The 26741-nt window shown below is 33.9% G+C and carries 23 protein-coding genes and 1 tRNA gene; 7 read left to right on the top strand and 17 right to left on the bottom strand.

Going from position 1 to position 26741, the window contains the following annotated elements; genetic code table 11:
• The first annotated feature begins 71 nt into the window (after positions 1-71).
• From LNP81_RS09975 to LNP81_RS09950, 6 genes are all read left to right on the top strand, one after another.
• Positions 72-2327: a TonB-dependent receptor gene (locus LNP81_RS09975; RefSeq protein WP_230035441.1), complete on the top strand. Its 2256-nt coding sequence runs from the start codon at positions 72-74 to the stop codon at positions 2325-2327.
• A gap of 47 nt (positions 2328-2374) precedes the next feature.
• Positions 2375-3247 (top strand): helix-turn-helix domain-containing protein, encoded by an 873-nt coding sequence (locus LNP81_RS09970; protein WP_110836681.1) that lies wholly within the window; start codon positions 2375-2377, stop codon positions 3245-3247.
• Positions 3248-3701: 454 nt separating this feature from the next.
• Positions 3702-4631: a hypothetical protein gene (locus LNP81_RS09965; RefSeq protein ID WP_230035439.1), complete on the top strand. Its 930-nt coding sequence runs from the start codon at positions 3702-3704 to the stop codon at positions 4629-4631.
• Positions 4632-4802: 171 nt separating this feature from the next.
• On the top strand, positions 4803-5720 hold the full coding sequence (locus tag LNP81_RS09960) for a hypothetical protein (RefSeq protein WP_230035437.1): 918 nt from the start codon (positions 4803-4805) through the stop codon (positions 5718-5720).
• A gap of 242 nt (positions 5721-5962) precedes the next feature.
• Complete coding sequence (locus LNP81_RS09955; RefSeq protein WP_230035435.1) at positions 5963-6778, top strand: helix-turn-helix domain-containing protein; 816 nt, start codon at positions 5963-5965, stop codon at positions 6776-6778.
• Between the two features lie 73 nt (positions 6779-6851).
• Positions 6852-7346: a VOC family protein gene (locus LNP81_RS09950; protein ID WP_230035433.1), complete on the top strand. Its 495-nt coding sequence runs from the start codon at positions 6852-6854 to the stop codon at positions 7344-7346.
• A gap of 371 nt (positions 7347-7717) precedes the next feature.
• Here the strand turns inward: LNP81_RS09950 and LNP81_RS09945 are convergent.
• The 17 genes from LNP81_RS09945 to mraZ all read right to left on the bottom strand — a co-directional run bounded on the left by LNP81_RS09945 (position 7718) and on the right by mraZ (position 25559).
• Positions 7718-7791: transfer RNA gene (locus tag LNP81_RS09945), tRNA-Arg, on the bottom strand.
• 79 nt (positions 7792-7870) lie between these two features.
• A complete protein-coding gene (locus LNP81_RS09940) occupies positions 7871-8320 on the bottom strand; it encodes a GatB/YqeY domain-containing protein (RefSeq protein ID WP_230035431.1) in 450 nt (149 codons plus the stop codon).
• A 204-nt stretch (positions 8321-8524) separates the two neighbouring features.
• Positions 8525-10606: a cell division protein FtsZ gene (gene ftsZ, locus LNP81_RS09935; protein WP_230035429.1), complete on the bottom strand. Its 2082-nt coding sequence runs from the start codon at positions 10604-10606 to the stop codon at positions 8525-8527.
• Positions 10607-10690: 84 nt separating this feature from the next.
• Entirely contained in the window at positions 10691-12112 is a 1422-nt protein-coding gene (ftsA, locus tag LNP81_RS09930; protein ID WP_230035427.1) for a cell division protein FtsA, read from the bottom strand.
• A gap of 6 nt (positions 12113-12118) precedes the next feature.
• Positions 12119-12841, bottom strand: coding sequence for a cell division protein FtsQ/DivIB (locus LNP81_RS09925; protein WP_230035425.1), 723 nt, complete (start codon positions 12839-12841; stop codon positions 12119-12121).
• Positions 12828-14177 carry a UDP-N-acetylmuramate--L-alanine ligase gene (gene murC, locus LNP81_RS09920; RefSeq protein ID WP_230035423.1) on the bottom strand — a complete coding sequence of 450 codons (1350 nt, stop codon included), beginning with the start codon at positions 14175-14177 and terminating at the stop codon, positions 12828-12830. Before murC ends, LNP81_RS09925 begins: the two co-directional genes overlap by 14 nt.
• A gap of 153 nt (positions 14178-14330) precedes the next feature.
• Complete coding sequence (murG, locus tag LNP81_RS09915; RefSeq protein ID WP_230035421.1) at positions 14331-15416, bottom strand: undecaprenyldiphospho-muramoylpentapeptide beta-N-acetylglucosaminyltransferase; 1086 nt, start codon at positions 15414-15416, stop codon at positions 14331-14333.
• A gap of 49 nt (positions 15417-15465) precedes the next feature.
• Positions 15466-16785, bottom strand: a complete 1320-nt coding sequence (locus tag LNP81_RS09910) for an FtsW/RodA/SpoVE family cell cycle protein (protein ID WP_230035419.1) — start codon at positions 16783-16785, stop codon at positions 15466-15468.
• A gap of 35 nt (positions 16786-16820) precedes the next feature.
• A complete protein-coding gene (locus LNP81_RS09905; protein WP_230035417.1) occupies positions 16821-17192 on the bottom strand; it encodes a four helix bundle protein in 372 nt (123 codons plus the stop codon).
• Between the two features lie 77 nt (positions 17193-17269).
• Complete coding sequence (gene murD, locus LNP81_RS09900; protein ID WP_230035414.1) at positions 17270-18601, bottom strand: UDP-N-acetylmuramoyl-L-alanine--D-glutamate ligase; 1332 nt, start codon at positions 18599-18601, stop codon at positions 17270-17272.
• A 64-nt stretch (positions 18602-18665) separates the two neighbouring features.
• Entirely contained in the window at positions 18666-19019 is a 354-nt protein-coding gene (locus LNP81_RS09895; protein WP_230035413.1) for a four helix bundle protein, read from the bottom strand.
• A 54-nt stretch (positions 19020-19073) separates the two neighbouring features.
• A complete protein-coding gene (gene mraY / locus LNP81_RS09890; RefSeq protein ID WP_230035411.1) occupies positions 19074-20300 on the bottom strand; it encodes a phospho-N-acetylmuramoyl-pentapeptide-transferase in 1227 nt (408 codons plus the stop codon).
• 78 nt (positions 20301-20378) lie between these two features.
• Positions 20379-21842 (bottom strand): UDP-N-acetylmuramoyl-L-alanyl-D-glutamate--2,6-diaminopimelate ligase, encoded by a 1464-nt coding sequence (locus LNP81_RS09885; protein WP_230035409.1) that lies wholly within the window; start codon positions 21840-21842, stop codon positions 20379-20381.
• Entirely contained in the window at positions 21839-23848 is a 2010-nt protein-coding gene (locus LNP81_RS09880; protein WP_230035407.1) for a penicillin-binding protein, read from the bottom strand. The genes LNP81_RS09885 and LNP81_RS09880 overlap by 4 nt, the downstream gene beginning before the upstream one ends.
• Positions 23839-24186 carry an FtsL-like putative cell division protein gene (locus LNP81_RS09875; RefSeq protein WP_078008598.1) on the bottom strand — a complete coding sequence of 116 codons (348 nt, stop codon included), beginning with the start codon at positions 24184-24186 and terminating at the stop codon, positions 23839-23841. The genes LNP81_RS09880 and LNP81_RS09875 overlap by 10 nt, the downstream gene beginning before the upstream one ends.
• Before the next feature lie 16 nt (positions 24187-24202).
• Positions 24203-25111: a 16S rRNA (cytosine(1402)-N(4))-methyltransferase RsmH gene (gene rsmH, locus LNP81_RS09870; RefSeq protein WP_194618767.1), complete on the bottom strand. Its 909-nt coding sequence runs from the start codon at positions 25109-25111 to the stop codon at positions 24203-24205.
• Positions 25086-25559: a division/cell wall cluster transcriptional repressor MraZ gene (mraZ, locus tag LNP81_RS09865; RefSeq protein ID WP_065452162.1), complete on the bottom strand. Its 474-nt coding sequence runs from the start codon at positions 25557-25559 to the stop codon at positions 25086-25088. Before mraZ ends, rsmH begins: the two co-directional genes overlap by 26 nt.
• Positions 25560-25937: 378 nt before the next feature.
• Between mraZ and LNP81_RS09860 the strand changes: the two genes are divergently transcribed.
• Positions 25938-26702, top strand: a complete 765-nt coding sequence (locus LNP81_RS09860; RefSeq protein WP_230035404.1) for an alpha/beta fold hydrolase — start codon at positions 25938-25940, stop codon at positions 26700-26702.
• Positions 26703-26741: the final 39 nt, after the last annotated feature.

Genomic DNA, 26741 nt, shown 5'->3' with positions numbered 1-26741 from the left:
AACATAAAAATCTACAAAATCTGCTTGAAGCTTTTGCAAGCAGATTCTGTGGATTATATTAAAAAAACAAAATGACAAGAATTCAAAATACAATAGTTTTCCTTCTCTTAATGATAAGTGTAGCGTCTGTAGCACAGAAGAAAGAAAGTGAAATGCAAACTTTCCTTAAAGATACAGACAGCAAATTCCCAATAGGGAATGTCTTGATAGAATACAATCACGGAAACACACATACCCATTCAGAACCAGATGGTTCATTCAAGTTGCACTTTCAATCCTTTCCGGATACACTTGTAATTAGTCATCAGGGATATGATCAGCAAAAATTGGCTGTTAATAGCACTACAGAGTACGAAAACAAAGTCATTTTTCTTCAGCGCAAGCCTATTGAAATTTCTGAAATAATTATTAATCACACTTCATTTCTTTCAGATATCACAAAGGTTGATCTTAATAAATTTCCGGTAAACTCAGCTCAGGATTTATTGCGCAAAGTTCCTGGTTTGTTTATTGCTCAACACGCCGGCGGTGGAAAAGCAGAACAAATTTTTCTAAGAGGTTTTGATGCAGATCACGGAACGGACGTTAGTGTGAATGTAGACGGAATGCCTGTAAATATAGTATCTCATGGTCATGGTCAGGGATACTCCGATCTGCATTTTGTGATTCCTGAAACCATCAATAATATCGATTTTGGAAAAGGAGCCTATTATGCTGACAGAGGAGATTTTAATACTGCGGGTTATGTAGATTTTAAAACTTATGGAGCTTTAAAAAACAGTATGATTAAACTCGAAGCAGGTTCTTTTAATACAAAAAGAATTCTGGGAATGTTCAATATCATAAACGATCCCGACAACAAGAAAAATTTCTATTTAGCAACAGAATACAATTACACCGACGGACCTTTTGATGTAAAACAAAATTTCAACAGAGTTAATATCTTTGGAAAATACAACCAGTGGATAACTGATAATGATTATTTCAATATCCAATTTTCTACTTTTAATTCTTCCTGGAATGCTTCAGGACAAAATCCGGAACGCGCCATTAATGAAGGGATTATTGATCGTTGGGAAAGCATTGATCCTACCGAAGGAGGAAGCACTTCTCGCAGCAATGTTCAGATGAATTTTAAACATATCATTTCTCCATCAGAGCATATTGAAGCGATGGCCTGGTACTCTAAGTATAATTTTAATCTGTATTCTGATTTTACATTTTTCTTAAATGATCCTATTCACGGAGATGAAATTCAACAAAAAGATGGCAGAAATATTTATGGCGGTGAATTTAAACATGTCAAAAATTTCATCCTTCCTAATAGTTCTTTTGAATTGATATCCGGAATTGGATTCCGAAATGACGATATTCAAACTTTGCAGCTCAATCATGTTTATCACAGAGATTTATTGTTGGATAAAAAGATGGATGTTACCGGCATAGAAACCAATTTGCATGCTTACTCAGAATTGATATGGAAAACCGGAAAATGGACTATTGCTCCAGCGTTAAGGCTGGATCATTTTATTTTCAACATGCATGATTTACTGGATCAGGAGCAATTGCCATCGGGACAATCATCAGAAGCAACCAGACTGAGTCCTAAGCTTAATTTATCTTATGCTTCCAGTGACAAAGTTGTATGGTTATTAAAAACTGGTATGGGATTTCATTCTAATGATATGAGGGTTGTAATTCCTCAAAATGGACGTAACACGTTACCATATTCTCTAGGAGCTGATTTCGGAACAAGACTTCATCCTTTAAAATCATTGATTATTACACCAACAGTATGGTATTTATTTCTACAACAGGAGTTTGTTTATGTAGGTGATGATGCTGTTGTGGAACCGTCGGGTAAATCAAAACGCTATGGTTTTGATTTAGGTATTCGTTACCAGCCATTACCAAATCTATATTTAAATGCTGATGTTAATTATTCTCATGCCCGATTAATGGAGGAACCAAAAGGAGAAGATTATATTCCGTTAGCACCAATAATTACGAGTACCGGATCTTTAAATTGGGATTTCATGAAAGGCTTTTCTATAGGATTACAGTATCGCTATCTAGGTGAAAGACCTGCAGTTGAGGATAATAGTCTCAAAACAAAACCTTACCTTGTAAATGATTTGATACTTTCCTACAACCGTGCAAAATGGGGCGCTAATTTTCAAATCAATAACTTATTCGATGTAAAATGGAATGAAGCTCAATTTGCTACAGAAACTCAATTGAAAAATGAAGCGGCACCAATTACTGATATTACCTATACTCCTGGAAATCCTTTTGGGATAAAAATGGGAATATTTTATAAATTTTAAATGATATTCATTATTAAATTTGCACGATCTTTAATAGGATAATTAATATGGAAACACTTTCTAATTTTCAATATAAAAAACTTTTCCTTCCTAACATTACAGAAAAAATACTTTCTAATAATGCAGATATACAGCTTTACAGGCTTGAAGATTATCTAAAAGGTATTCTTATGCCTGTAGTTCCGTACCGTACCACCTTTAATTTTGTTCTGTTTATTACCAACGGACATATTAAACAGTATCTGGAGAATAAAGAATATAATGTAGAAAAAGGAGGTGTTATTTTTATCAAACAAGGAACAATTACAGCGACAATAGAATTATCTGATGATGCCGAAGGTTTTTTCTTAGCCTATGAGAACAATATTGTATCTGAACAGGAATTACCCAAACATAAAACCAGCATTTTTTTTATGCCTCCTTTCTTAAATTTGGATAACCTTACTTACGGAACGATTAAACAACTGCTTACTATTATGGAGCAGGAGTTGTGGCTTAATGAATTGAATTTAAATGAGATAATCATTACTATGCTTCATCTTATTTTGGTTAAAATATTAAGTACCGATTCTGATAGTCATCATAAATCAGCTACTCGTCCTATGGATTTGTCTCTTCAGTTCAGGGATATCTTGTTCAAATATCACAGAGATGAAAAAAGAGTAACATTTTATGCCGATAAACTATCTGTTACAGAAAATTACCTTAATAAATGTGTAAAAAATGTAACTCAAAAGTCACCAAAACAGTGGATTAACGAAATGGATATCAATTATAGCAAGGCGCTTCTTCAATCCAGTAAAGATATTGCTGAAATTGCTTATCAGCTTAATTTTCACACAGCTTCACATTTTACGCAACTTTTCAAAAAAATTACAGGAATCACCCCTAAAGAATATAGGCTACAGTTTTTTAAATAAAATGATATTTTCCTGGTAAAAATTTATCTAGTTAAGGCTATACTCATAAACTAATTTAATACAAAACAAAAAACCACTCGCTTTGAGTGGTTTTTTGTTTTGTGACCTTGACGGTACATAATTCGAACCTTTTATTGGAAGATTTAAAGATTTTAAATGATATCTAATTTTGCTATTTGAATTTAATATCATGATTAGTTAAGTCGCGTTTCTGTCAATTCGTCTAAGTAGTAATACCACAATTACTTATCCTCAAGTTAGTGTAAAAAGTATTCAATATATAAAAAGTCAGTTTGATTATTTATGAAATAAAAATCCTATTTTTGAAAACAAATAAACATTGACATTTGTCGGATATATCGACCCAATTTAGGATAGATAAGTCGGACGTAGTCAGACATATATACAAGTTGTGCGTCATTTCGGGAAAACCGTAATCGATTATCTAAGAATTATGAAATACTTGACATTTTTATTATTGGTGTTTTTAAATACTGGATTTTCCCAAACCAAATCGGATACAATCACGATGCAAAATGTTCTAGCTTGTAATAATGGGAAATGGAATGTGGAAAAACCGATACAATTAGATTGGGTAAATAATGATATGGAAAACGTCAAAAAATTAAATCAACTTAACAAACGATCTAATTCTATAGCGGACATAGAAAAAATATTCCCTGGTTTTATTAAACCAATTGGAAACTGTAGAAGTATAACTTATGATTGCGGATATAATCTGAAGTCTACAGATCATGAATTTTACGGAGGATATGGTTCGGTTCATGTAAGTGCATTATATTTTGAAGATAAGATTATTAAAATACGATTCACAATAGACTGTCCCGGACAAATAGCTTATACTTATCTTTCCACGGTGGTTGAATTTCCATTAAAGTGTAAATACAATAATCTCGTCTATGACAAAATCATAGAAGATAACTTGAAAGAATACGAATCAAAATTTGGCGCACTTTCATTGGAAATAGAGGACAACAATACTAAAAGAAAAGATGTTTTTGATTTCTTCTCTGATGTTTTGAGCGGTAGTCCACTTCAACAGCCTTTTTATATTCTAAATGGAATTGGCTATCCAACATTTGATCTAATTAGATATCTTATTGTATTAAATGATATTGACGCTCTTAAAAAATTAATTTATTCACCAAGTCCAACAGCACGATTATTGATCGCAAACACGTTGAAGCATATAGAAAAGAAACAGAAGATTCATCTAGATAGAAAAGATAATCAACGTATTGCGGAGATATTGAAAAATTCTGAAAAAATTAAAGGTGGTGTTATAAGTTGTTGGGTAGGAAAATTTGGTTATGATTATTACGATGTAACAAACAACTTTGAGGAATATCTTCTTACTAAGTGAAACGTCGCATAACAGCTACTACAACGGATTTGGGCAATTGGCTTAATGGAAAGTTGGTCTTGTATTTGGTAAATTTGTATTTAACCGAAAAAAATGCTACATCTTTATTCCCCAACCTCGCCAAGCGCCAGAACGTTACAGGAAACCTTACTCAAAATTAACTGAATAATAATGAATTATATCTTAGTCATCATTTTATTATTATTTTCGACTGTTTATTCACAAGATAACGTTGATTCCTCCTTTATCTTTTCAAAATACGAACATTTTGATTATGAAAAAAATGGAGATAAAATTAGAGGTATATTGAAAGAAGATAATGAAGTTCAAATTATATGTTTGGGCTATAGCAAATATATCTCTTTGAAAAATAATGAAATAAATTGTTATACAATATGTAAACACACAATAATGAACATAATAAAGTTGGATAATATTGATGCAATAAATTGCAAGAAATTAATAGATACATTAGTCTCAATTGACCCAACAAAAATAACCAATGAAATTGATAAAGAAGGAAATAGAACAATTGTTATGGATGGGGGTGAATTTGAAGTTTCTGTTTATAAAAGTAATAAAACTTTAAAACTTTATAGTTACTCTCCTAATACTTATATGGAAGATAAATTTCCTTTCGCTGAAAACAGAAAAACATTTTTAAATAGTTATTTAAATTTGACAAGATATTTTTATGATAAAGAATTTGAAAGAGTGAAATCTTTAGATACAATTTATTTATTCATCAAAAGAGGGAAAAATGTACAATATATTGCTGATATAAATAAATTAAAGAATATACGGCAAGAAAATTATTTCTTCAATTTTAATTGTTCATCTGGTCAATTTATTAATTTAAATCGCTTTAGTTCTATTGAGCCAACAAACACATTTTATAAAAAGAAATCATTTTTAAAAACCAATTCTGATAAAATATTGCATTCTGACTATTTACAAAAATTTACCCAATGTGATTTGGAACAATTAATAAATTCAAACACGAAAAAAGTTTTTATAATTGACAAAGATGAAATTAAAGGTGGAAAAATAAAGATTAAAGAGGTCAAAGGAGGAACCTATTGCTTCTAAAAAGATTATTTTTAAATTTGTTAATAGAAGAAGTTCGTGCTATGCGACTTTAAAACAACAACTGAATGATAAAAAGGCTTCCTGTAACAGCTACTACAACGGATTTAGGCAATGGGCTTAATGGAAAAATGGTTTTGTATTTGGATTGACTTGGCAAATCCGAAAATAGGGCTTAATTTAATCCCAAACTGCTTGTAGCACGAGAACGTTGTGCGTCATTCTGAAAAAGCAACGAACGATAAATGGATTATAAAACATACGAACCTCATTCAAATTTAAAATCGCTTATAAATTGCTATTGGACTTTGGAAGTGCCTAAACAATCTGAACCACAAAAACAACGAATAGTTCCTGACGGCTGTATTGAAATGGCTTTTATTCTTGGAGACAATATAAAACGGTACACTTCCGAAGATAAATTTATACTTCAACCTCGTGCAATGGTACTTGGACAAACAATTGAGCCCTTTTACATTGAGCCAATAGGTTATGTAAATACATTTGCTATCCGATTTTATCCTTATGGGTTTGCCAATTTTGTTTCTGAATCAATGAACAATTTAATAAACAAAGAAACATCTATAGACCAACTTTTTGGTGCAGAAAACGCAAATGACTTGGAACAAAAAATCATCAAAGCAGAAAATACGGAACAACGGATAAGCATTATCGAAAAATTTCTTTTAGAAAGGCTTAATGATGAAAAAACGATTAATAGAATAGTAAAGAACATAGTTGATTCCCTTCTATCGACAAACGGAAGTGCTTCAATAAACTCAATTCTTAAAGACGACTTGTCAAAACGAAGACAACTCGAAAGAAACTTCAGAAAGCAAATTGGAGTTAGTCCCAAACAATTGGGAAAGATAATTCGCCTACAAACAGCTTTAAAAATGTTGCTCAACCAAAAGTCGGAAAACCTGACCGATATTGCCTACAATAGTAAATATTTTGACCAAGCACACTTTATTAAAGACTTTAGAGAGTTTACAGGAATAAATCCCAAAGAGTTTCTCGCTGGTGAAAGTTTGGATCTTTCTGCACTTTTTTATAAATAATTCAGGTGTCGCATTTTTACAATTTTAATAGACTTTCAGCTATTAGTTTTGTTCCGTCAATAACAAACTAGAAATGAAAAAAAATTTTTTTATCGCAATTATTGCCCTAACATTCGGTATTGTGTCTTGTAAAAACAAAGATTATTTAACTCCCGAACAAAGCCAAACTAAAGAAATAAACACAAAAAGCGTAAAGAAAATGAACAGTTACATCTCAATTTTTGAAATTCCTGCAACGGACATTTCACGAGCCATCAACTTTTACAAAGAAATTTTAGGGGTAGAAATTGAAAAATTAGATTTCCCAGGAATAGAAATGGGCTTATTCCCATACCAAGACCAAATGGTTACAGGAGTGATTATGAAAGGAGAAGGTTACGAACCTTCTGCTAGCGGAGTTACTATTTATCTGAATGGTGGAGATAATCTACAAACAATTCTTGATAAAATAGAAAGGAATGGTGGAAAAATAATTATTCCTAAAACACCCCACGCTGACGAAAGGGGATTTTTTGCCATTTTCCACGATTCGGAGGGAAATAAAATAGGACTTCATTCACCGAATTAAAAAAGAACGAACGCACAACAATATGTATAAGCAATAGCGGTTTAAGTGCAAACTTGAACCGCTATTGCATTAATTAAGTATCTTGCTTTCCGAGAATTTAGTGCAAATAAATCCGTTACCGCTCATACATTAGACGGTTATGGGTCAGCTAAAAACTAGATGTGCGAACTTAACATGGAGTTCAAGTTAGGAACTAAACCTAAACTTTAGAACCTGAAAGAGAATCGTAGAGCTTAACAAATCCATGATTGTATTCGAACCAAAATCCCCTTTAAACATAGGTGTTTTTAAAACTAGAAGAAAATCTTAAAAATTTTCGAACCACAAAAAAAGCCTGAGAATCTGCATCCTCAGGCTTTTAAAATTTAGAGTGACCGCGGAGGGGTTCGAACCCCCAACCCTCAGAGCCGAAATCTGATATTCTATCCAGTTGAACTACGCGGTCTTTTTGATTGCAGATTGTTGAGTTTAGATTTTAGATTATTGAATGAAATCTAAAATCTGAACTCTAAAATCTAATATTTTTATACTAATAATTTCTTAACGATTGCAGAAATAGTTTTTCCTTCAGCAGTTCCGCCTAATTGAGCAGAAGCTAATCCCATAACTTTTCCCATAGATGCAATTCCAGAAGCTCCGGTTTCAGCTATAATTTTTGCAACTACAGCTTCTACTTCTTCCTCACTTAATTGTGCAGGTAAAAATTTCTCGATTACAGCAACCTGAGCCAATTCCGGCTCTGCTAAATCAGGACGATTTTGCTCTGTAAAAATACGAGCACTTTCTTTACGGGTTTTAACTAATCTCTGAAGTAATTTAACTTCATCGTCTTCTGTTAATTCCTCTTTAGAACCTGATGAAGTTGCAGCTAATAACATTTCAGATTTAATGGCTCTTAATGCTTCTAATGCTACAGTATCTTTTGCTCTCATGGCGGTTTTAATCTCATCCATGATTAATGTTTGTAAACTCATCTTATTTTTTTATTTAAATAGGTACTACCTATAATTGATATGACTTTTTGAAAGTGTATTCCGGACTTCACCGGAAACTGACAACAAATTTAACTTTAAAAGTTAAGTACAGAAGTCAAATTTTAAATTCTGTGCGAAGATAAAAAAAATAACCCGAAAATTAAATCCAATTTTCGGGCTATCTTTATAATTAGGATTGTAAAATTAATCTACGTTATCGTGCAAAAATGAATTGTTTGAACGCAACTGCAAATCGTTGTTACTATCTGTTCCAACTGATATTCTCGAATTGTTATTATTTGATTGATTATTTGATAAATCGATACCTAATCTTTTGTAAGCAGGCTCTTTTTCAAGTTCATCAATTCTGGAAACATTATTATGGAATTTATAATTAAATTCTTTTAGTTTCTTTCTTCTTTCTTCAGCTCTCAAACGTAAAGTTTCCTCAATTGTCAATTCCATCGGAGAAACCTCTGAAGTTGTTGTAAAATGAGCTTCACTTGCAAAATCAGTTTTTTGTTTCATAGTGATATTCAATTCCGCAGGAATTACATCTTCTACTACTTTATCAACAGGTTTTGATGCCACTAACTCATTCTCAACCTCCATATATTCTTCTAATGAATATTTGATGATTCCTTTATCTGAAAGTTCTGTTACCGGAACAAATTGTACCGGATCATTTACTTTTATATTACGGGTCTCATTCGATAATTCGAATAAAACTTTATTTTCCTGTTCTGCAACCGGTTCTTTTTTAACTTCTGGCTCTGATCTAAAAAGAGGCAAATCGAATGAGAAAGTCGTTTGCTCTTCTCTTTCAAAAGTTCTTTGTTGAACTTGCTGAACTGGTTGTATATTCTGGAAAGTCTGAGTTTCCGGAGTCGTAATAGTAAAATCAATATCTGTAATAGGCGAAACAATTTCGAAAGTTACGTCAAGGTTTTTGATAAACTCAGACATCACCACTAATTCTTCCTTATTCATCGATGGATTATTCCCTGCAACATTCGTTGATGGATTGCTGGTAACATTCATTGACGGTGTAACAGCAACTGGTGCAACTTCAATTGGAGCAACTTCAACTGGAGCAACATGCGTAGCTGTAAACGGCATTTCGGTATCTTCGTCATCCATTAAATCAAAAACAATTTTCTCTTCAGATTTTGCAGTAGGTGTTTCTGCATTTACATCAAAAGAAGTAACTGATTTATTCGATAAATTATGAACACTTCTTTGCTCATCTTCCAGCGTATGAATTATTTTTTTAGGTTCTGTGTTTACAATTTCATTTTGTTGTTCAACATCAAAACCTGTTGCAATAATAGTCACGGCAATAGCATCACCAAGAGTTTCGTCTTCACCAACTCCCATGATAATATTAGCATTGTGACCCGCTTCTACCTGAATGTGATCATTGATTTCTCCAATCTCATCCAATGTAATTTCGTTTGATCCAGAAACGATAAGCAACAATACGTTTTTGGCTCCTGTAATTTTGTTATCGTTTAACAACGGAGAATCTAATGCTGAAACAATAGCTTCTTTTGCTCTGTTCTCACCCGCTGCAACAGAAGATCCCATGATAGCAGTTCCGCTGTTTGATAAAACAGTTTTAGCATCACGTAAATCGATATTTTGAGTATAGTGGTGCGTAATTACTTCGGCAATACCTCTTGAGGCTGTTGCCAAAACTTCATCCGCTTTCGAGAATCCTGCTTTAAAACCAAGATTTCCGTATACTTCTCTTAATTTATTATTATTAATTACAATTAGCGAATCGACTTGCTTACGCAATTTTTCGATTCCTAAAAGCGCTTGCTCCTGACGCACTTTTCCTTCAAACTGAAAAGGAATAGTAACGATACCAACCGTAAGAATTTCTCTTTCTTTGGCCAATTGTGCAATTACCGGAGCTGCACCAGTACCTGTACCACCACCCATACCAGCGGTAATAAATACCATCTTAGTACCACGGTCTAACATTTTTTCGATATCAGCGATACTTTCTATAGCAGATTGCTGTCCTACATCAGGATTTGCTCCTGCTCCAAGACCTTCTGTTAAGTTCATACCTAACTGAATCTTGTTCGGTACCGAACTGTTCTGTAGTGCCTGTGAATCAGTATTACAAACGATGAAATCAACGCCTTTAATACCTTGCTTAAACATGTGGTTGATAGCATTACTACCACCTCCACCTACACCTATTACTTTGATAACATTTGATTGGTTTTTTGGTAAATCAAATGAAATACTTCCAAATTCTGAGTTGCTCATCATCTTTTTGGTTTTTGAAATTCTTATTTAATACATTTTTTACTTCTTGACTTGGGGCCAAAAAAGTAATCCTTTTCTTTTATTATTCTATTCTGCGTTGTCTAAAAAATCTTTGATTTTATCGACATATCGGTCAAAAAATGATCTTCTAATTTTAGTTTCAGTAGATTCTTCTTTAGTGGCATTACTTCTGACTTCTCTTGATTCTTCAATAGTTTCTACTCTTTCAACGTAGTTTTCTTCTACTTCGTATCGTTGTTGTACAGGTTGTTGCACTTGCGGAGGAACATTTCTGTAAACCACTTTTGGCTGCTCATTTACAATCTCCATTCTAACAGCACTTTGCGTACTATTTTCGATACTGTTCATTACCAAACCAACTGCGGTTGCAAATAACGGACTAGAAATTTCTTCGCTTGAATTTCCTGCCAAATGCTCATTTGGATATCCAATTCTGGTATCCATACCTGTAATATACTCTACTAATTGTTTGATATGTTTTAGTTGAGCTCCACCACCGGTAAGAACAATTCCTGCAATTAATTTTTTACGGGGATCTTCGTGTCCATAAGCTTTAATTTCTGCAAAAACCTGCTCTACAATTTCTACCACACGGGCATGAATAATTTTAGATAAGTTTTTAAGTGAAATCTCTTTTGGTTCTCTGCCTCTTAAACCCGGAATAGAAACAATCTCGTTGTCTTTATTTTCTCCCGGCCAGGCTGATCCGAATTTTATTTTTAAAAGCTCTGCTTGTTTTTCGATAATCGAACAACCTTCTTTAATATCGTCTGTAATTACATTTCCTCCAAAAGGGATTACTGCTGTATGACGAATAATACCATCTTTAAAAATGGCCAAATCTGTGGTTCCGCCACCGATATCAATTAGCGCTACACCTGCTTCTTTTTCTTCCTGACTTAAAACGGCATCTGCCGAAGCTAATGGTTCTAATGTCAATCCTGATAATTCGATTCCTGAACTCTGAATACATCTTCCAACATTTCTGATCGAAGAAGCCTGCCCAACTACTACGTGAAAACTAGATTCTAATCTTCCGCCGTACATCCCGATTGGTTCTTTTATCTCAGATTGTCCGTCGATTTTAAATTCCTGCGGCAAAACGTGAATAATCTCTTCTCCCGGTAACATGGCCAGTTTGTTTACCTGGTCAATCAAAAGCTGAATATCTTTTTCGCCAATTACTTCCTCCGGATTATTACGGCTGATGTAATCTGTATGCTGAATACTTCTGATGTGCTGTCCTGCGATACCTACAACAACATCTTTTATTTTATAACCTGAATTGTTTTCTGCCTCAAGTATTGCTTGCTGAATGGACTGAATAGTTTGAGTAATGTTGTTTACAACTCCTCTCGCAACTCCTAAACTTTTGGATTTTCCAATACCCAAAATTTCCAACTTTCCATACTCGTTCTTCTTGCCGATCATGGCAACTATCTTTGTCGTTCCAATATCTAGACCTACTGCAATGTTATCTTTTTCCATTTTCTATTATTTTGTGCAAACTACTTGTTCCGTAAACCTAAGGTCAATCTTACTGTATTTATATAACGAACTATCTAAAACCGCTTTTTGAAAAAAGGCTTTATAGTTATTAAATTTCTTATCAACATTCATCGTTCTGCCAAAATCGATGAAGTAATTATAATTTCTATTAAACATTTTTAGGCTACCATTCGGCATAATTTGAATTGCAATGATGTTTTTTCTCAAAAACGCATCGTCATAAATTGTGCGAAATAAAGTAGCTAAATCTTCGTTATTTTTTTTATTTATTGCCCCAGAAACAAGTGGAACCCGAGCAGTATAATTGTCTGATAAAGGCATTTTATTACCCTCATAGTCAATATAAAAAGAAGCGTCACCATCATAAACTCTTGCTATTGGTGTCCTCTGTTTTACTACTGCTTTTAGAACCCCATCGATACTTACAAAAACGTCTGACTTCTCAATCATCTCTTGCGTATCAAGGGTTTTCTCAATCTTATTCAAATCTAGTTCATCTTTTCGGATACTGGAAGCGTCTCTTTTATTTTCTATCAACAATTTATTAACCGTTTCCGGCTTCACAAAAAGCGTATTTTCTCCTACAAAAACTACCATCGATTTTTTTAATTTTCGATCCCCATTTCGATGTTGAGCAAAAGAATATAAAAACAAAACAAGCCCTAAAATGAGAATTAATCGAATATTTGTCCAATTAAATATTTTCATTTAGCATTTTTTTAATTGACGGAACCATTTCTCCAATATCACCAGCTCCTATTGTTACAATTATTGGCGCATCACTGGCTTTGATCTCCGCTAATAAATCACTTTTTGCAACAATTTTTTTGTTCGAATTCGTCATTTTTCCTAACAGCCATTGCGATGTAATCCCTTCCATCGGCAATTCACGTGCAGGGTAAATATCCATTAAAAACACTTCATCAAACTGCGATAAACTTTCAGCAAATCCATCAGCAAAATCTCTTGTTCTGCTAAATAAATGAGGCTGAAAAATCGCTAAAACTTTACGATCCGGATACAACTCTCTAACCGCTTGATGTACAGCATTTATTTCTGTTGGATGATGTGCATAATCATCTATATAAACTAATTTTTCCGATTTAATCTGGTATGAAAAACGTCTTCTGATCCCGTTGAACGAAGCAATGGCTTTTGCAATCAAGTCGGTCGGGGTGCCAAAAGTCTTAGCCATTGCAATAGCCATCAATCCATTCATTAAATTGTGTTTTCCAGGCAATCCAAAATGCAAATCTTTCATAATTTCTGATGGCGTCTGCACATCAAAAACATAGCTTCCGTCTTCTATACGAACATTAAAAGCTTTATATACAGCATCTTCATTTATAGCACATTGCACACCTTTAAGCGGCAACTCTTTTGTTATAAACAACTTATTTTTATCTTCTACTTTCGAAGCAAATTCTACAAACGAAGCTTCGATTGCTTCACTGGTTCCGTAAATATCCAAATGATCAGCATCCATAGACGTAATACAGGCAATATTAGGGTGTAAATGCAAAAACGAACGATCGAATTCATCTGCTTCTACCACTGTTACGGTTTTTCCGTTCCCGATTAGGTTCGAATTGTAATTCTCTACAATTCCGCCCACAAAAGCAGTAACATCAGCTCCGCTTTCATACAAAATATGCCCCAAAATACTTGACGTAGTTGTTTTTCCGTGTGTTCCGGCAACCGCAAAACTAAAAGTGTCTTTGGTAATAATTCCTAAAACTTCGGCGCGTTTTTTTATTTCGTAATTTCTTTCGATAAAATAATGCCATTCAGAATGTGTAACAGGGACTGCCGGCGTAAAAATTACCAAAGTGTTTTCTACAAAATAATCAGAAGGAATTAGACTAATATTATCTTCAAAATGAATATCAATACCGCTTTCAATCAATTCGCTCGTTAACATCGATGGCGTTTTGTCGTAACCAGAAACCTGCTTCCCGATATTTTTAAAATAGCGGGCCAGAGCACTCATTCCGATGCCTCCAATGCCAATAAAATAAACGTTCTGTATCTGATTTAAATTCATTTCTATTTAATTTTGAGCTATTTACAAGTTGCTTTATTGTATAAAAAACTAGTACTTAAGCCTTTGTAATTTTATTATTTTAATAACTCAAAACGCTTAAAAATAGCGTTCTAAATTTTTTATTCTGTTCTATAATTTTCGTAAAAAGTTATATTATAACAACTTTTTAATCTGATCTACAATCACTTTCGTTGCATTTGGCATTGCCAGCTTTTTGATGTTATCGCTTAATTGTTTTTGTTTTCCCTGATCTTTCATCAAAGCTTCAAAAACAATACTAAACTGACTGTCTAATTCTGATTCTTTCAACAAAATAGCCCCTTTTGCATCTACTATTGCCTGAGCATTTTTAGTTTGATGATCTTCGGCTACATTTGGCGACGGAATAAAAATTACCGGTTTCCCAACAATACATAGTTCCGATACTGATGATGCTCCTGCTCGTGAGATAATCACATCTGCTGCAGCATATACAAAATCCATTCTTTCGATAAAATCAACTACTCTTACATGTTGTTGATTGTGTTTTTTATATTCTTCAAAATATAACTTTCCGCATTGCCAGATGATCTGAACATCTTGCGAAAGCATATTTTGTAATTCTTTCTCGATTAACTGGTTCACTCTTCTTGCACCTAAGCTTCCGCCCAAAACCAGTAATGTTTTTTTATTAGGATCTAAACCATAAAAAGCGATTGCTTCATCGCGTTTACTTTCGATATCGATTAAATCCTGACGAACCGGATTTCCTGTTAAGACAATTTTTTCTTTAGGAAAAAAACGCTCTAAATTTCCGTATGCCACACAAATTGCATTGGCTTTTTTGCTCAACAATTTATTGGTAATTCCCGGAAATGAATTTTGCTCCTGAATTACTGTTGGTATTCCCGCCCCTCCGGCTGCCTGTAATAATGGTCCGCTGGCAAAACCTCCCGTTCCTATTACCACATTAGGCTTGAACTGTTTTATAATTCGTCTTGACTCTAGCAAACTTGTTGCCAATTTTAGCGGAAACATCAAATTTTGCAAGGTTAATTTTCTTTGCAAACCCGCGATCCAGAGTCCTTTGATTTCATAACCTGCCTGAGGCACTTTTTGCATTTCCATTTTGTCCTGAGCTCCTACAAAAAGAAACTCAGCATCAGGGAATTGCATTTTTAATTCATTAGCAATAGCAATTGCAGGATAGATATGTCCTCCTGTTCCGCCACCGCTTAATATGAATTTATAATTTGTCATATTTTTAAAAGTTATTCGCTTTAAAAAACTATTTCTATTTTAATCTCTTCTATTTATTTAAAACTGCATTCATTGGATTTCTGGAATTATCTTCTATCGAATACATTCCTTCTTCTTCATAAACCGGTTCTTTTTCAGTAGCAACTAAATCTTCTTCGGCCAATTCTTTATCGATTAATCTCTGAAGCGCTTCTTTTCTTCTTTCTTTTTCTTCCTGTTCTTCAGCGATTTCTTCTTCTTTTTTAGTTACACTAATGATAATTCCAAGAGAGAAACACGTCATCCAGATCGAACTACCTCCACTACTAATCAGCGGAAGGGTTTGTCCCGTTACTGGTAATAATTCGACCGCAACTGCCATATTGATCATCGCCTGAAATATCATCGGAAAACCTAACCCGACGACGACTAACTTCCCAAATAGCGTATTGGCTTTATGCGATGCAATTACGAATCTGAACAATAACAATAAGTATAAAACCAAAATGGCCACTCCGCCAACCAAGCCATATTCTTCGACAATAATCGCATAGATAAAATCTGAAGACGACTGTGGCAAAAAGTTTTTCTGAACACTTTTCCCAGGTCCTAATCCTCCTAATTTTCCTGATGCAATGGCAATCTTTGCTTTCTCGATTTGATAATCATCTTCATCCGGCTTATCTGTGGTAAAGTTCATAATACGACTTTCCCAGGTTGATACCCTGCTAAAGAATCTCGAATCCGGAAAAGCTTTTGCCACCAAAAGGAAAAACAACAACATTCCGATTCCTGAACCAATTATAAAACCAATATATTTAAGCGGATATCTACCAATAAATGTCAACATAATGACCATCGAAAATATCAACGCTGTGGTCGAAAAGTTAGCCGGTAATATCAATGCTAATGTTATAAAAACAGGCAACCAAAGCTGTATCAATGACGTTTGAAACGGTTCATTTTCTTCTCTGGTTTTTGACAAATAACGCGCAACATAAATAAACAATATACTAGCCGCCAAAGTAGATGTTTGAAACGTAATACCTATAAATGGCACCTGAATCCAACGACTTGCATTTGCTCCAGCAATTACAGTTCCTTTTAGCAATGTATACAACAGCAAGAACCAAACTACAGGCAACGCCACTTTTGAAATTGCTCTAAAATAATGATACGGAATCCTGTGTACCCAATATATAATGAGGAAACCAATACAAATGTGAGCCAGATGTTTTACTAAATACCCCAGTGTATTTCCGGTTCCATGTCCTATATACGCCAAATTACTACTCGCACTAAAAACAGGCATAAACGAAAACAGCGCCAATAAAGCCACGAATGACCATATTACCCTATCTCCTTTTAATTTGTTAACTAGCTCTTTCATATTTTAGATTTCTGATTATAGATTATAGATTATTTTCAAACCTTCGGTTTATTATTGATTCTGTTGTTTACTGTTTTTAAACTACTAACGAAAATGGCTGTTAACTCATTTCCTTCTTTCCAAATCATTTCTAATTCAGATTTAGTAATCCACATTTTTTCTTTTATAATTTCTAACCAAAATAAAGTTTCATCAGCTTCTTCTAAAACTATATTCATTTTAGCTACAAATTCCCTATCACTTCTGGCACGACAAACTGCTCGATAATTAGCTCCAACCGATGTTCCATTTCTTACAATTTGATTTGTAATTGACCTAATCACATTTGTATTAGGCATTTTTTCCGCTAAATCAATTATCATCAAAGAGAACTTCTTTGTTCTCATCTTCATCTCATCCGTCGTCATAATCAAAAGAACTTAAATATTAATTTTAATCTCACAGTTTAGAAAAAAATCTAAAATCTAAACTCTAAAATCTAAAATTATAAATTGTGTACTGCTTGCTTAAATTGCTTTCCTCTGTCTTCGTAATTTTCGAACAAATCGAAACTTGCGCAGGCTGGAGATAATAAAACAGCATCACCTTTTTCTGTTAAACGTTGTGCAGTTTTTACCGCGTCGTTCATGTTATTTACTTCAACCATTATATCTACTACGTTACCAAAAGCATTGATAATTTTATGATTATCAACTCCAAGGCAAATAATAGCTTTTACTTTTTCGCGAACCAATGACATCAATTCGTTATAGTCGTTTCCTTTATCAACACCTCCAACAATCCAAACCGTTGGCACATTCATGCTGTCTAAAGCAAAGAAAGTAGCGTTTACATTTGTTGCTTTCGAATCGTTGATATACTGTACATTCTGAATTTTTAGAACTTTTTCTAAACGGTGTTCAACACCTTGAAAATTAGATAAACTTTCGCGGATTGTTGCATTTCTAATTTGCATCAATTTCGCTACAGAGCTTGCTGCCATTGCGTTTTTCATGTTATGTTTTCCTTCTAACGCAATGTATTCTGTTTCCATTGTAAACTCTTCTTGGTTGATCTTTATTTCCATTTTGTTGTTATTTATAGAAGCCCCTTCATCAAATTTTTCAGTCAATGAAAAAGGAATTAATTTTGCTTTTGTTTTGTTATTTTTTAACCATTCTGCAATTGCCTCATCATCTGCATCGTAAATAAGATAATCGCTTTCGGTCTGATTCATTGTTATTCGAAACTTTGAATCGATGTAATTTTGATATTTATATTCGTACCGGTCTAAATGATCCGGGCTAATATTCGTAATTATGGCAATATCCGGCCTGTAATCTATAATTCCGTCGAGCTGAAAACTGCTTAATTCAAGAACGTAGGCATCGTATTTATTTTCGGCTACCTGCCAGGCAAAACTTTTTCCGATGTTACCTCCTAAACCAACATTCAAACCTGCTGATTTCAACAAGTGATGCGTTAACATCGTGGTGGTGGTTTTACCGTTACTACCTGTAATCCCGATAGTCAATGCTTCTGTAAAAGGTTTAGCGAACTCAATTTCCGAAATGACTTTAATTCCGGCAGCAATCAGTTTTTGTACTATGGGAGATTTCTCTGGAATTCCCGGACTTTTCATTACCACGTCGGCATTCAAAATCAGGTCTTCTGTATGTTTTTCTTCTTCCCAAGCAATTTTATTAATGATAAGAACTTCTTTATAGCTCTCTTTTATTTTTCCAAAATCTGATACAAAAACTTCGTACCCTTGTTTCTTTCCGAGAATAGCCGTTCCAACGCCACTTTCTCCTCCGCCAAGTACTACTAACCTCATACTTTATAAATTAAAAATTGAGAATTAAAAATTAAAAATCTAACATATAAAGTTTCTAATTCCATCACGTTTTCCCTTTTAAGGTTATTATAATTTTCGCTAATATTTTACATATTTCTTCTGCTTCTTTATGAACACTTTCGAACTCATTTGCAGAAATATAATCTGTTGCTTTCAATAATTTCAACCAATAAATCGTTTCTCTGGCTTCTTTATATGAAATCTCAAGCTTAAACAGAAACTCTTTATCAGAACGTCCTCCAATCGACTCTTCAATGTTTGCTCCAATTGAAGTCCCCGATCTTAAAAGTTGTTTACTTAAAACAAACTCCTTTTTTGTATTAGTTAGGTATTTATATAAATTGACTACCCTAACCGCAAAGAGAAATGACTTCTCTTGAATAATATTCTCCTTCATCTATCCAAACACACACAATTTTTAATTTTTAATTCTCAATTTTTAATTAAAAATTTATCTTAATTTTAAAGTAACAATTGATAATATGGCTAACATGATGGCAACAATCCAGAATCTGGTCACAATTTTACTTTCGTGATATCCTTTTTTCTGATAATGATGATGCAATGGCGACATCAGAAAAATTCTTCGGCCTTCGCCAAAACGTCTTTTTGTATATTTAAAATAAGCTACCTGAATAATTACCGAAGCACTTTCTGCAAGGAAAATTCCACAGAATAATACAATCAATATTTCTTTACGAACTGCAATTGCTAAAACAGCAATGATTCCTCCAATCGTCAAACTTCCTGTATCTCCCATAAACACGGATGCAGGAAAGGAATTGTACCAAAGAAAACCAATTAGCGCCCCGACAAATGCCGATATAAAGACCGTCATCTCTCCCGAATTGGGGATGTACATAATATTCAGATAATTAGAAAAAATAATATTTCCCGATACAAACGTGAATATTCCGAGTGCCAAGACCGATATTGCCGAAGTTCCTGCGGCAAGACCATCTATACCATCTGTTAAATTAGCTCCGTTTGAAACCGCTGTGATGATAAAAATAACCACCGGAATAAAAATTAACCAAGCCCATTTTTCGTAACCTTCACCTGTCCATGCCAATAATTCAGCGTAATCAAATTCATTGTTTTTTACAAAAGGAATTGTCGTTGCTGTAGACTTTTCCTCTATTTGTGCAGGCATAACTATCGAAGAAGATGCTTTTACTCCTCCGTTATAACCTGTATCTGTTCGCACTGTAACGGCAGGATTAAAATAAAGTACTGTTCCCACAATAAGACCTAAACCAACCTGACCAATAACTTTAAAAATTCCTTTAAGACCTTGCTTGTCTTTTTTGAATATCTTGATATAATCATCTACAAAACCAATGGTTCCCATCCATAATGTAGTTACGATAAGCAATACGATATAAATGTTTTGTAAACGAGCAAACAACAACACTGGTACAAGAGTCGCAAAAATGATAATCAGACCTCCCATTGTTGGCGTTCCTGCTTTTTCATTCTGACCGGCAAGTCCAAGCTCACGAACTGTTTCACCAACTTGTTGTCTACGCAAAAAATTAATAATTCTTTTTCCGTAAATTGTTGATAATAGTAACGAAAGCATGAATGCTAAAGCTGACCTAAAAGTGATGTACTGAAAAACCCCTGCCCCCGGCATGTCTAACGTTTTTCGCAAGTATTCAAATAAATAGTATAGCATATATCTTTTATTTTAAATTCCAATCTTGAAATTCCAAATTCCAATTTTGTGTGGTATTTTAGAACTAAAAATTGATTATTATTTATTTAGTTGATTTAAAATTTCTTTTACAGTTTCCATATCATCAAAATGATGACGAACACCATTTATTTCCTGATAGGTTTCATGACCTTTACCAGCAATTAAAATAATATCATTTGGCTGAGCCAATTGACAAGCCGTTTTTATAGCCTGCTTTCTGTCGGTAATCCTCAATACTTTTTTATAATTATGAGCTTCAACACCTTTTTCCATTTCATCCAGAATCACTTCAGGATCTTCGTTTCTTGGATTATCAGAAGTTAAAATTGCTTTATCACTAAGATCTGTAGCAATTTTAGCCATAATTGGTCTTTTTGTTTTATCTCTGTTTCCGCCGCAACCCACAACTGTTATCAATTGTTCGTTTTTAGTGCGAATATCTCCTATCGTTTTTAAAACATTATCCAGAGCATCCGGCGTATGAGCATAATCTACAATTGCCGTAATATTTCCTTCGGAAACAATGTATTGAAAACGTCCTGAAACACTTTCTAAATCAGATAGTAATCTTAAGGCTTCCAGACTGTCCATTCCTAATTCTACAGCGGTTCCGTAAATTGCCAAAACATTGTAAGCATTAAAAGTTCCAATAAGTTTTACCCAAACTTCATTGTCATTTACTTTCAATAATAAACCTGACAATTGGCTTTCTAATATTGTAGCTTTAAAATCAGCATACGATTTCAAGGCATATGTAAATTTTCTGGCTACGGTATTTTGCAACATTACAGGTCCGTTTTTATCATCGATATTCGATAATGCAAAAGCTGTTTTTGGCAACGAATCAAAAAATGATTTTTTTACATCTCTGTATTCTGCGAACGTTGGATGATAATCTAAATGATCGTGAGAAAGATTTGTAAAAACTCCACCCACAAAATGTAATGCTTCTGTACGTTTCTGGTGAATTCCGTGTGAACTTACCTCCATAAAACAATGCGTTACTCCGGCTTCGATCATTTCGTTTAAAAAATGATTGATTGTTATGGAATCCGGCGTTGTGTGCGTTGCTTTATATTCCGTTTCATCGACCATGATTTTTACAGTTGATAATAAACCAACTTTAAATCCTGCTTTTTGAAACAACTGAAACAATAATGAAGCAATTGTTGTTTTTCCGTTTGTACCAGTAACACCAACTAATTTTAATTTTTCGGAAGGATTTCCAAAATAATTAGCGGCCATAAAAGCCAAAGCGGTATTCGTATCTTTTACTTTAATATAAGTGATGCCTTTTTCAATATTTTCAGGCAACGTATCACAAATCACTGCAACAGCACCTAATTGAATCGCTTTTTCTATATAATCATGCCCATCAGAAAGTGATCCGCGAATCGCTACAAAAACATCTTTTTCTTCAATTTTTCTTGAATCAAAATCAATTTTATGTATGTCGATTTCTGTCGAACCTGTTACAGACTCAATAGCTACTTTATATAATATGTCTTTCAGTATTTTCACGATAATTCTAATACTATTGTTGTATTTTTACTAATATTTTCTCCAGCCTGCAAAGACTGTTTTTTTACTTTTCCTACTCCATTTACCTTTACTTTCAAACCTAAATTTTCCAATAAAGCAATGGCATCCATTCCTGGCATTCCTTTTAAATCAGGGATTTGACTTGACTTTTTTCTGGATTCTATATCGTACTTTTCGTAACTAATCTCTTGTTTTGAAATTTTAGAATCCAGTTTTTTAATTTTATTTGTCGAAGGTGCATCTGTAAATATTTTTTGGGCGATTCTTTTAAAAACCGGTCCCGCAACGTCTGCTCCGTAATAATTATTTTTTGATGTATTAGGCTTATGAACCACTACAATACAAGAATATTTAGGATGATCTGCCGGGAAATAACCCACAAAAGAAGATGCGTAATACAATGCCGACTTCCCTTCTTTTCCTCCGTAATTTACCTGAGCTGTTCCTGTTTTACCAGCCATCGAAAAATCTTTCGAATACAGCTTTGATCCTGTTCCTTTTTTAACCACATTCGCTAATACTGCTTTCAGTTTTTTAATAGTTTCAGGCGAACAAACTCTTGGGTTTATTACTTCAACATCAAACTTTTTAATGGTTTTATTCCACTCTTTAATTTCTGACACAAATTGCGGTTTCACCATTACACCATTATTGGCTACTGAATTATAAAAAGCCAAAGTCTGCATTGGCGTAACCGAAACTCCGTATCCAAATGCCATCCACGGAAGCGAAACACCTGACCAGTGTTTATCTCCAGGTTGCGGTATATAAGGTCTTCCTTCTCCCTTAAAATGCAATCCTAATGGTTTATCTAATCCATAACTCTTAATATGATTCACAAATTTGGATGGATTATTTTTATAAGCTTCATAAACCGCCTGAACCATTACTGTATTGGATGAAAGTTCAAAACCACGCGCTAACGTAACTTTTCCGTAACCAGCTCTGTGCGAATCAGTAACAGAACGACCATAATATTTTACTTGCCCGTTGTGACTATCGTAAACTGTACTTGTATCTGCTACTTTATCGTCTAAAATCGCCATTAAATCGACTAATTTAAAAGTAGATCCCGGTTCATGAGATTCTGCTACAGCATAATTTGTAGTTTCATAATACGATCCGTCTTCTGCTCTTCCTAAATTCGAAATTGCTTTTACATGCCCCGTTTCTGTTTCCATTACTACTACACAACCGTGATCAGCTTCATATTCTTCTAACTGTTTCAACAAAGCATGATGCGCAATATCCTGAATAAAAACATCAATTGTCGATATTACATCATAACCATCAATTGGATCTACCTCGTTTAAATCACGAATAGGTTTCCATTGGCCTTTTGCAATTTTTTGTTTTAAAATCTTGCCGTCTTTTCCGTTTAGGTAATCTTTAAAAGCCCACTCGATTCCTTTACCTACTTCGACTCCTGTTGCAGGATCAATTTTATCGTAACCGATTGTTCTTTCTGCAATTTTCCCTATTGGATGTTTTCTAACAGTTTCCTGCTCGATTATAATCCCACCTTTGAAAGCGCCTAAATTGAATAATGGAAAACCTTTTATTTTTACATATTCGGTATAACTCAATTTTCTGGCAATCAAATAATAACGATTTTTATTGGCTCTTGCTTTTCTTAAATCTTTTTCGAAATAACTTCCCGGTTTATCTAAAACCGTTGCCAATGAATCTGACAATGCTTTTACATACTTCTCAAAAGTTTCTGTTTTTGGCGCTTTGGCATCAAATCGAATCTCATAATTAGGGATCGATGTTGCCAATAAACTTCCGTCAGCAGAATAAATGTTTCCTTTGTTTGCCGGAATCACAAAATTTCTAACTGTACGCTGTTTCGCCAGTTTTCTATAATAATCTCCTTCAACCCATTGAATATTGGTTAACTTAACAACAATAGCAATTGCCATCACAAAGATGAAAACTGCTACGAGGTAAATTCTGTAGGATATATTTTTATCGTCTACTGCCATATTCTTTTAAAGAAACTTTTTTCTTCTTCTTTTGTTACTTCTATTTTAACCGGAGGAACCGTTGATGGGAAAATTTGTTTTTCAAGCATTTTATCCGATATCGTTGATTCCATCTTCAACTTCATTAATTCTGAACGGCGATCCACAAATTCAGATCGTAATTCTTTTACTTCATTACTTATTTTTGCAATTTCAAAAACCTTTTGTTCGTATCGCTGTGTATTGGCAATCATTAGTATAGCAAGCAGAATTATAAAAACAATGAACCTCCAGTTCTTCACCGCGTCATCGTTTAACAGAAATCTTGCTTTTAATATGCCAAATACTCCACTTTTCATTTTCTACCTATATATATTATATCTTCTCAGCAATTCTTAATTTTGCACTTCTTGCTCTATTGTTGATTTTGATCTCAGCATCATCAGGAACAATTAATTTTCCTATTGTTTTATACGGAACAGAAAAGTTTCCAAAAAAATCGCGTTCCGGTTCTCCTTCAAACATTCCGTTTTTTATAAATCTTTTTACCAGCCTGTCTTCGAGAGAATGATAAGAGATTACTGAGAATCTTCCGCCCGGATTAAGAATTTCAAGAGACTGCTCGATAAATTCTTTCAAAACATCCATTTCCTGATTTACTTCAATTCGAATCGCCTGATAAATCTGAGCTAAAACTTTATTTCGAATTCTTTCAGGTAAAAATTTCGCCAAAACATCTTTCAGTTCGTCTGTTGTTTTAATTGGGTAATGCTCTCTCGCCTCTACAATTGTTCTGGCCAAAAGTGGTGCATTCTTCAACTCCCCATAATCAAAAAAAACACGACGTAAATCCTGTTCTTCATATTCGTTAACCACACGATAAGCACTTAAATCATTTTTTTGACTCATCCGCATATCGAGTTCGGCATCAAATCTTGTCGAGAATCCTCTTTCGGGAACATCAAACTGATGCGATGAAACACCTAAATCAGCCAAAATCCCATCTACACTTTTAACACCGTGAAAACGTAGAAATCTTTTTATAAATCTAAAGTTCTCATTAATCAGGGTAAACCGTTCATCCGGCAACGCATTTGCAAGAGCATCTTCATCCTGATCAAAAGCAAATAATTTTCCGTTTGGCCCTAATCGTCTCAAAATTTCTTTTGAATGACCACCGCCGCCAAACGTAACATCTACATATATGCCATCTGGTTTAATATTTAAACCATCAACTGTAGGGTGAAGCAAAACCGGATTATGATATTCCATTGTCGTCGTCATTAATATTTCCCATTACTTCTTCGGCCAGATCTGCAAAATCCATATCTTCGCCGCTTATTGATTTTTCATATAAATCTTTATCCCAAATCTCCACAATATTAACCGCAGATGAAAAAACCACATCTTTAGAAATACTTGAAAAAGCTACCAAATCCTTCGGAACCAATAACCTTCCCAATGCATCAATCTCTACCATCTTAACACCGGCAGTAAATCTTCGAATGAAATCATTGTTCTTTTTTACAAAACGATTCAGCTTGTTGATTTTTTGCATCATCAAGTTCCATTCGTCCATTGGATACAATTCTAAACACGGTTGAAAAACCGAGCGCTTCAAAACGAACCCGTCCTGAAGAGATGAAGCCAATTGCTTTTTTAAGGGTGCAGGCATCATTAGCCTCCCCTTAGCATCGACTTTACACTCATATGTTCCAACAATTGTGTTCAAGAATAATACATTGATATGTTATACAGCAAAAATATAAAAAATATTACCACAATATACCACAATATACCACTTTGTTAATAAGTTTAACCACTTTCTTACCACTACACTTAATTTATGGACAATCAATACTTTAACTTATAATTAACGAAAACTCAATAACACTTCGACATCAAAAAAATAATGCATAATATTTCTTAAAAAATTAGTTATTATGCAGTTTTCTTAACATTTAGAAAATACATCAAAAACAGCTATAAAAGCTGATTTTTAACCACTTACAAGTTCTACTTAAATTATCTAGTTAAAAAACGGTGGCAAAAATTCATTTTTATTTATTAAACCCTATATTTGTCCCAATTGAAATTGGCATTAAATTAAATGGACAAACACTACAAAAAAGAAGGCAAATACAGCTATTATGAAGCTGGAGAAGGAACTCCTATCGTTATTTTACATGGCTTAATGGGAGGCCTTAGTAACTTTGATGCTGTAGCAGAATATTTCCCAACGAAAGGATACAAAGTTGTTATCCCGGATTTGCCAATATATACTCAGAGTATTTTAAAAACTAACGTAAAAAGCTTTGCTAAATACGTTAAAGATTTTATCACTTTTAAAGGTTATGATAAGGTCATTTTACTAGGCAACTCATTAGGAGGTCACATCGCACTTTATCACACAAAACTATATCCTGAAAAAGTTGCAGGACTTGTAATTACCGGAAGCTCTGGTCTTTACGAAAGCGCAATGGGAGATAGTTACCCAAAAAGAGGCGATTATGAATACATCAGAAAGAAAGCTGAAGATGTATTTTACGATCCTAAAATTGCAACTCCGGAACTTATAGATGAAGTTTACGCAACGGTTAATGATCGTATCAAACTGATCAAAACCCTAACGATTGCCAAAAGTGCAATTCGTCATAATATGGCCAAAGATTTACCAAAAATGACAGTGGAAACCTGTATTATTTGGGGTAAAAATGACGCTGTAACTCCGCCAAATGTGGCCGAAGAATTTGACAAACTATTGCCTAATTCAACTTTATATTGGATAGACAAATGTGGACACGCTGCTATGATGGAACATCCTCAGGAATTCAACACAATTCTTGAAGAATGGCTCGTTAAAACGAAATTGTAGCACCTAACTTTCGACTTTAAGGAGGTCTTAAACACAAAA

This window comes from Flavobacterium piscisymbiosum (genome assembly GCF_020905295.1).
Taxonomy (GTDB): domain Bacteria; phylum Bacteroidota; class Bacteroidia; order Flavobacteriales; family Flavobacteriaceae; genus Flavobacterium; species Flavobacterium piscisymbiosum.
This window is presented reverse-complemented; position numbering and strand designations above follow the sequence as displayed.

Excerpts from the sequence above, each read along its gene's own strand:
- LNP81_RS09940 (WP_230035431.1), bottom strand. The coding sequence starts at position 8,320 with ATGAGTTTACAAACATTAATCATGGATGAGATTAAAACCGCCATGAGA.
- murC (WP_230035423.1), bottom strand. The coding sequence starts at position 14,177 with ATGAATTTAAATCAGATACAGAACGTTTATTTTATTGGCATTGGAGGC.
- LNP81_RS09965 (WP_230035439.1), top strand. The coding sequence starts at position 3,702 with ATGAAATACTTGACATTTTTATTATTGGTGTTTTTAAATACTGGATTT.
- LNP81_RS09895 (WP_230035413.1), bottom strand. The coding sequence starts at position 19,019 with ATGAAGGAGAATATTATTCAAGAGAAGTCATTTCTCTTTGCGGTTAGG.
- LNP81_RS09875 (WP_078008598.1), bottom strand. The coding sequence starts at position 24,186 with ATGAAAAGTGGAGTATTTGGCATATTAAAAGCAAGATTTCTGTTAAAC.
- rsmH (WP_194618767.1), bottom strand. The coding sequence starts at position 25,111 with ATGACGACGACAATGGAATATCATAATCCGGTTTTGCTTCACCCTACA.
- mraY (WP_230035411.1), bottom strand. The coding sequence starts at position 20,300 with ATGCTATACTATTTATTTGAATACTTGCGAAAAACGTTAGACATGCCG.
- ftsZ (WP_230035429.1), bottom strand. The coding sequence starts at position 10,606 with ATGATGAGCAACTCAGAATTTGGAAGTATTTCATTTGATTTACCAAAA.
- LNP81_RS09970 (WP_110836681.1), top strand. The coding sequence starts at position 2,375 with ATGGAAACACTTTCTAATTTTCAATATAAAAAACTTTTCCTTCCTAAC.
- LNP81_RS09955 (WP_230035435.1), top strand. The coding sequence starts at position 5,963 with ATGGATTATAAAACATACGAACCTCATTCAAATTTAAAATCGCTTATA.
- LNP81_RS09925 (WP_230035425.1), bottom strand. The coding sequence starts at position 12,841 with ATGAAAATATTTAATTGGACAAATATTCGATTAATTCTCATTTTAGGG.
- murG (WP_230035421.1), bottom strand. The coding sequence starts at position 15,416 with ATGACAAATTATAAATTCATATTAAGCGGTGGCGGAACAGGAGGACAT.
- murD (WP_230035414.1), bottom strand. The coding sequence starts at position 18,601 with ATGAGGTTAGTAGTACTTGGCGGAGGAGAAAGTGGCGTTGGAACGGCT.
- ftsA (WP_230035427.1), bottom strand. The coding sequence starts at position 12,112 with ATGGAAAAAGATAACATTGCAGTAGGTCTAGATATTGGAACGACAAAG.
- LNP81_RS09860 (WP_230035404.1), top strand. The coding sequence starts at position 25,938 with ATGGACAAACACTACAAAAAAGAAGGCAAATACAGCTATTATGAAGCT.
- LNP81_RS09880 (WP_230035407.1), bottom strand. The coding sequence starts at position 23,848 with ATGGCAGTAGACGATAAAAATATATCCTACAGAATTTACCTCGTAGCA.
- LNP81_RS09905 (WP_230035417.1), bottom strand. The coding sequence starts at position 17,192 with ATGACGACGGATGAGATGAAGATGAGAACAAAGAAGTTCTCTTTGATG.
- LNP81_RS09910 (WP_230035419.1), bottom strand. The coding sequence starts at position 16,785 with ATGAAAGAGCTAGTTAACAAATTAAAAGGAGATAGGGTAATATGGTCA.
- LNP81_RS09960 (WP_230035437.1), top strand. The coding sequence starts at position 4,803 with ATGAATTATATCTTAGTCATCATTTTATTATTATTTTCGACTGTTTAT.
- LNP81_RS09975 (WP_230035441.1), top strand. The coding sequence starts at position 72 with ATGACAAGAATTCAAAATACAATAGTTTTCCTTCTCTTAATGATAAGT.
- LNP81_RS09950 (WP_230035433.1), top strand. The coding sequence starts at position 6,852 with ATGAAAAAAAATTTTTTTATCGCAATTATTGCCCTAACATTCGGTATT.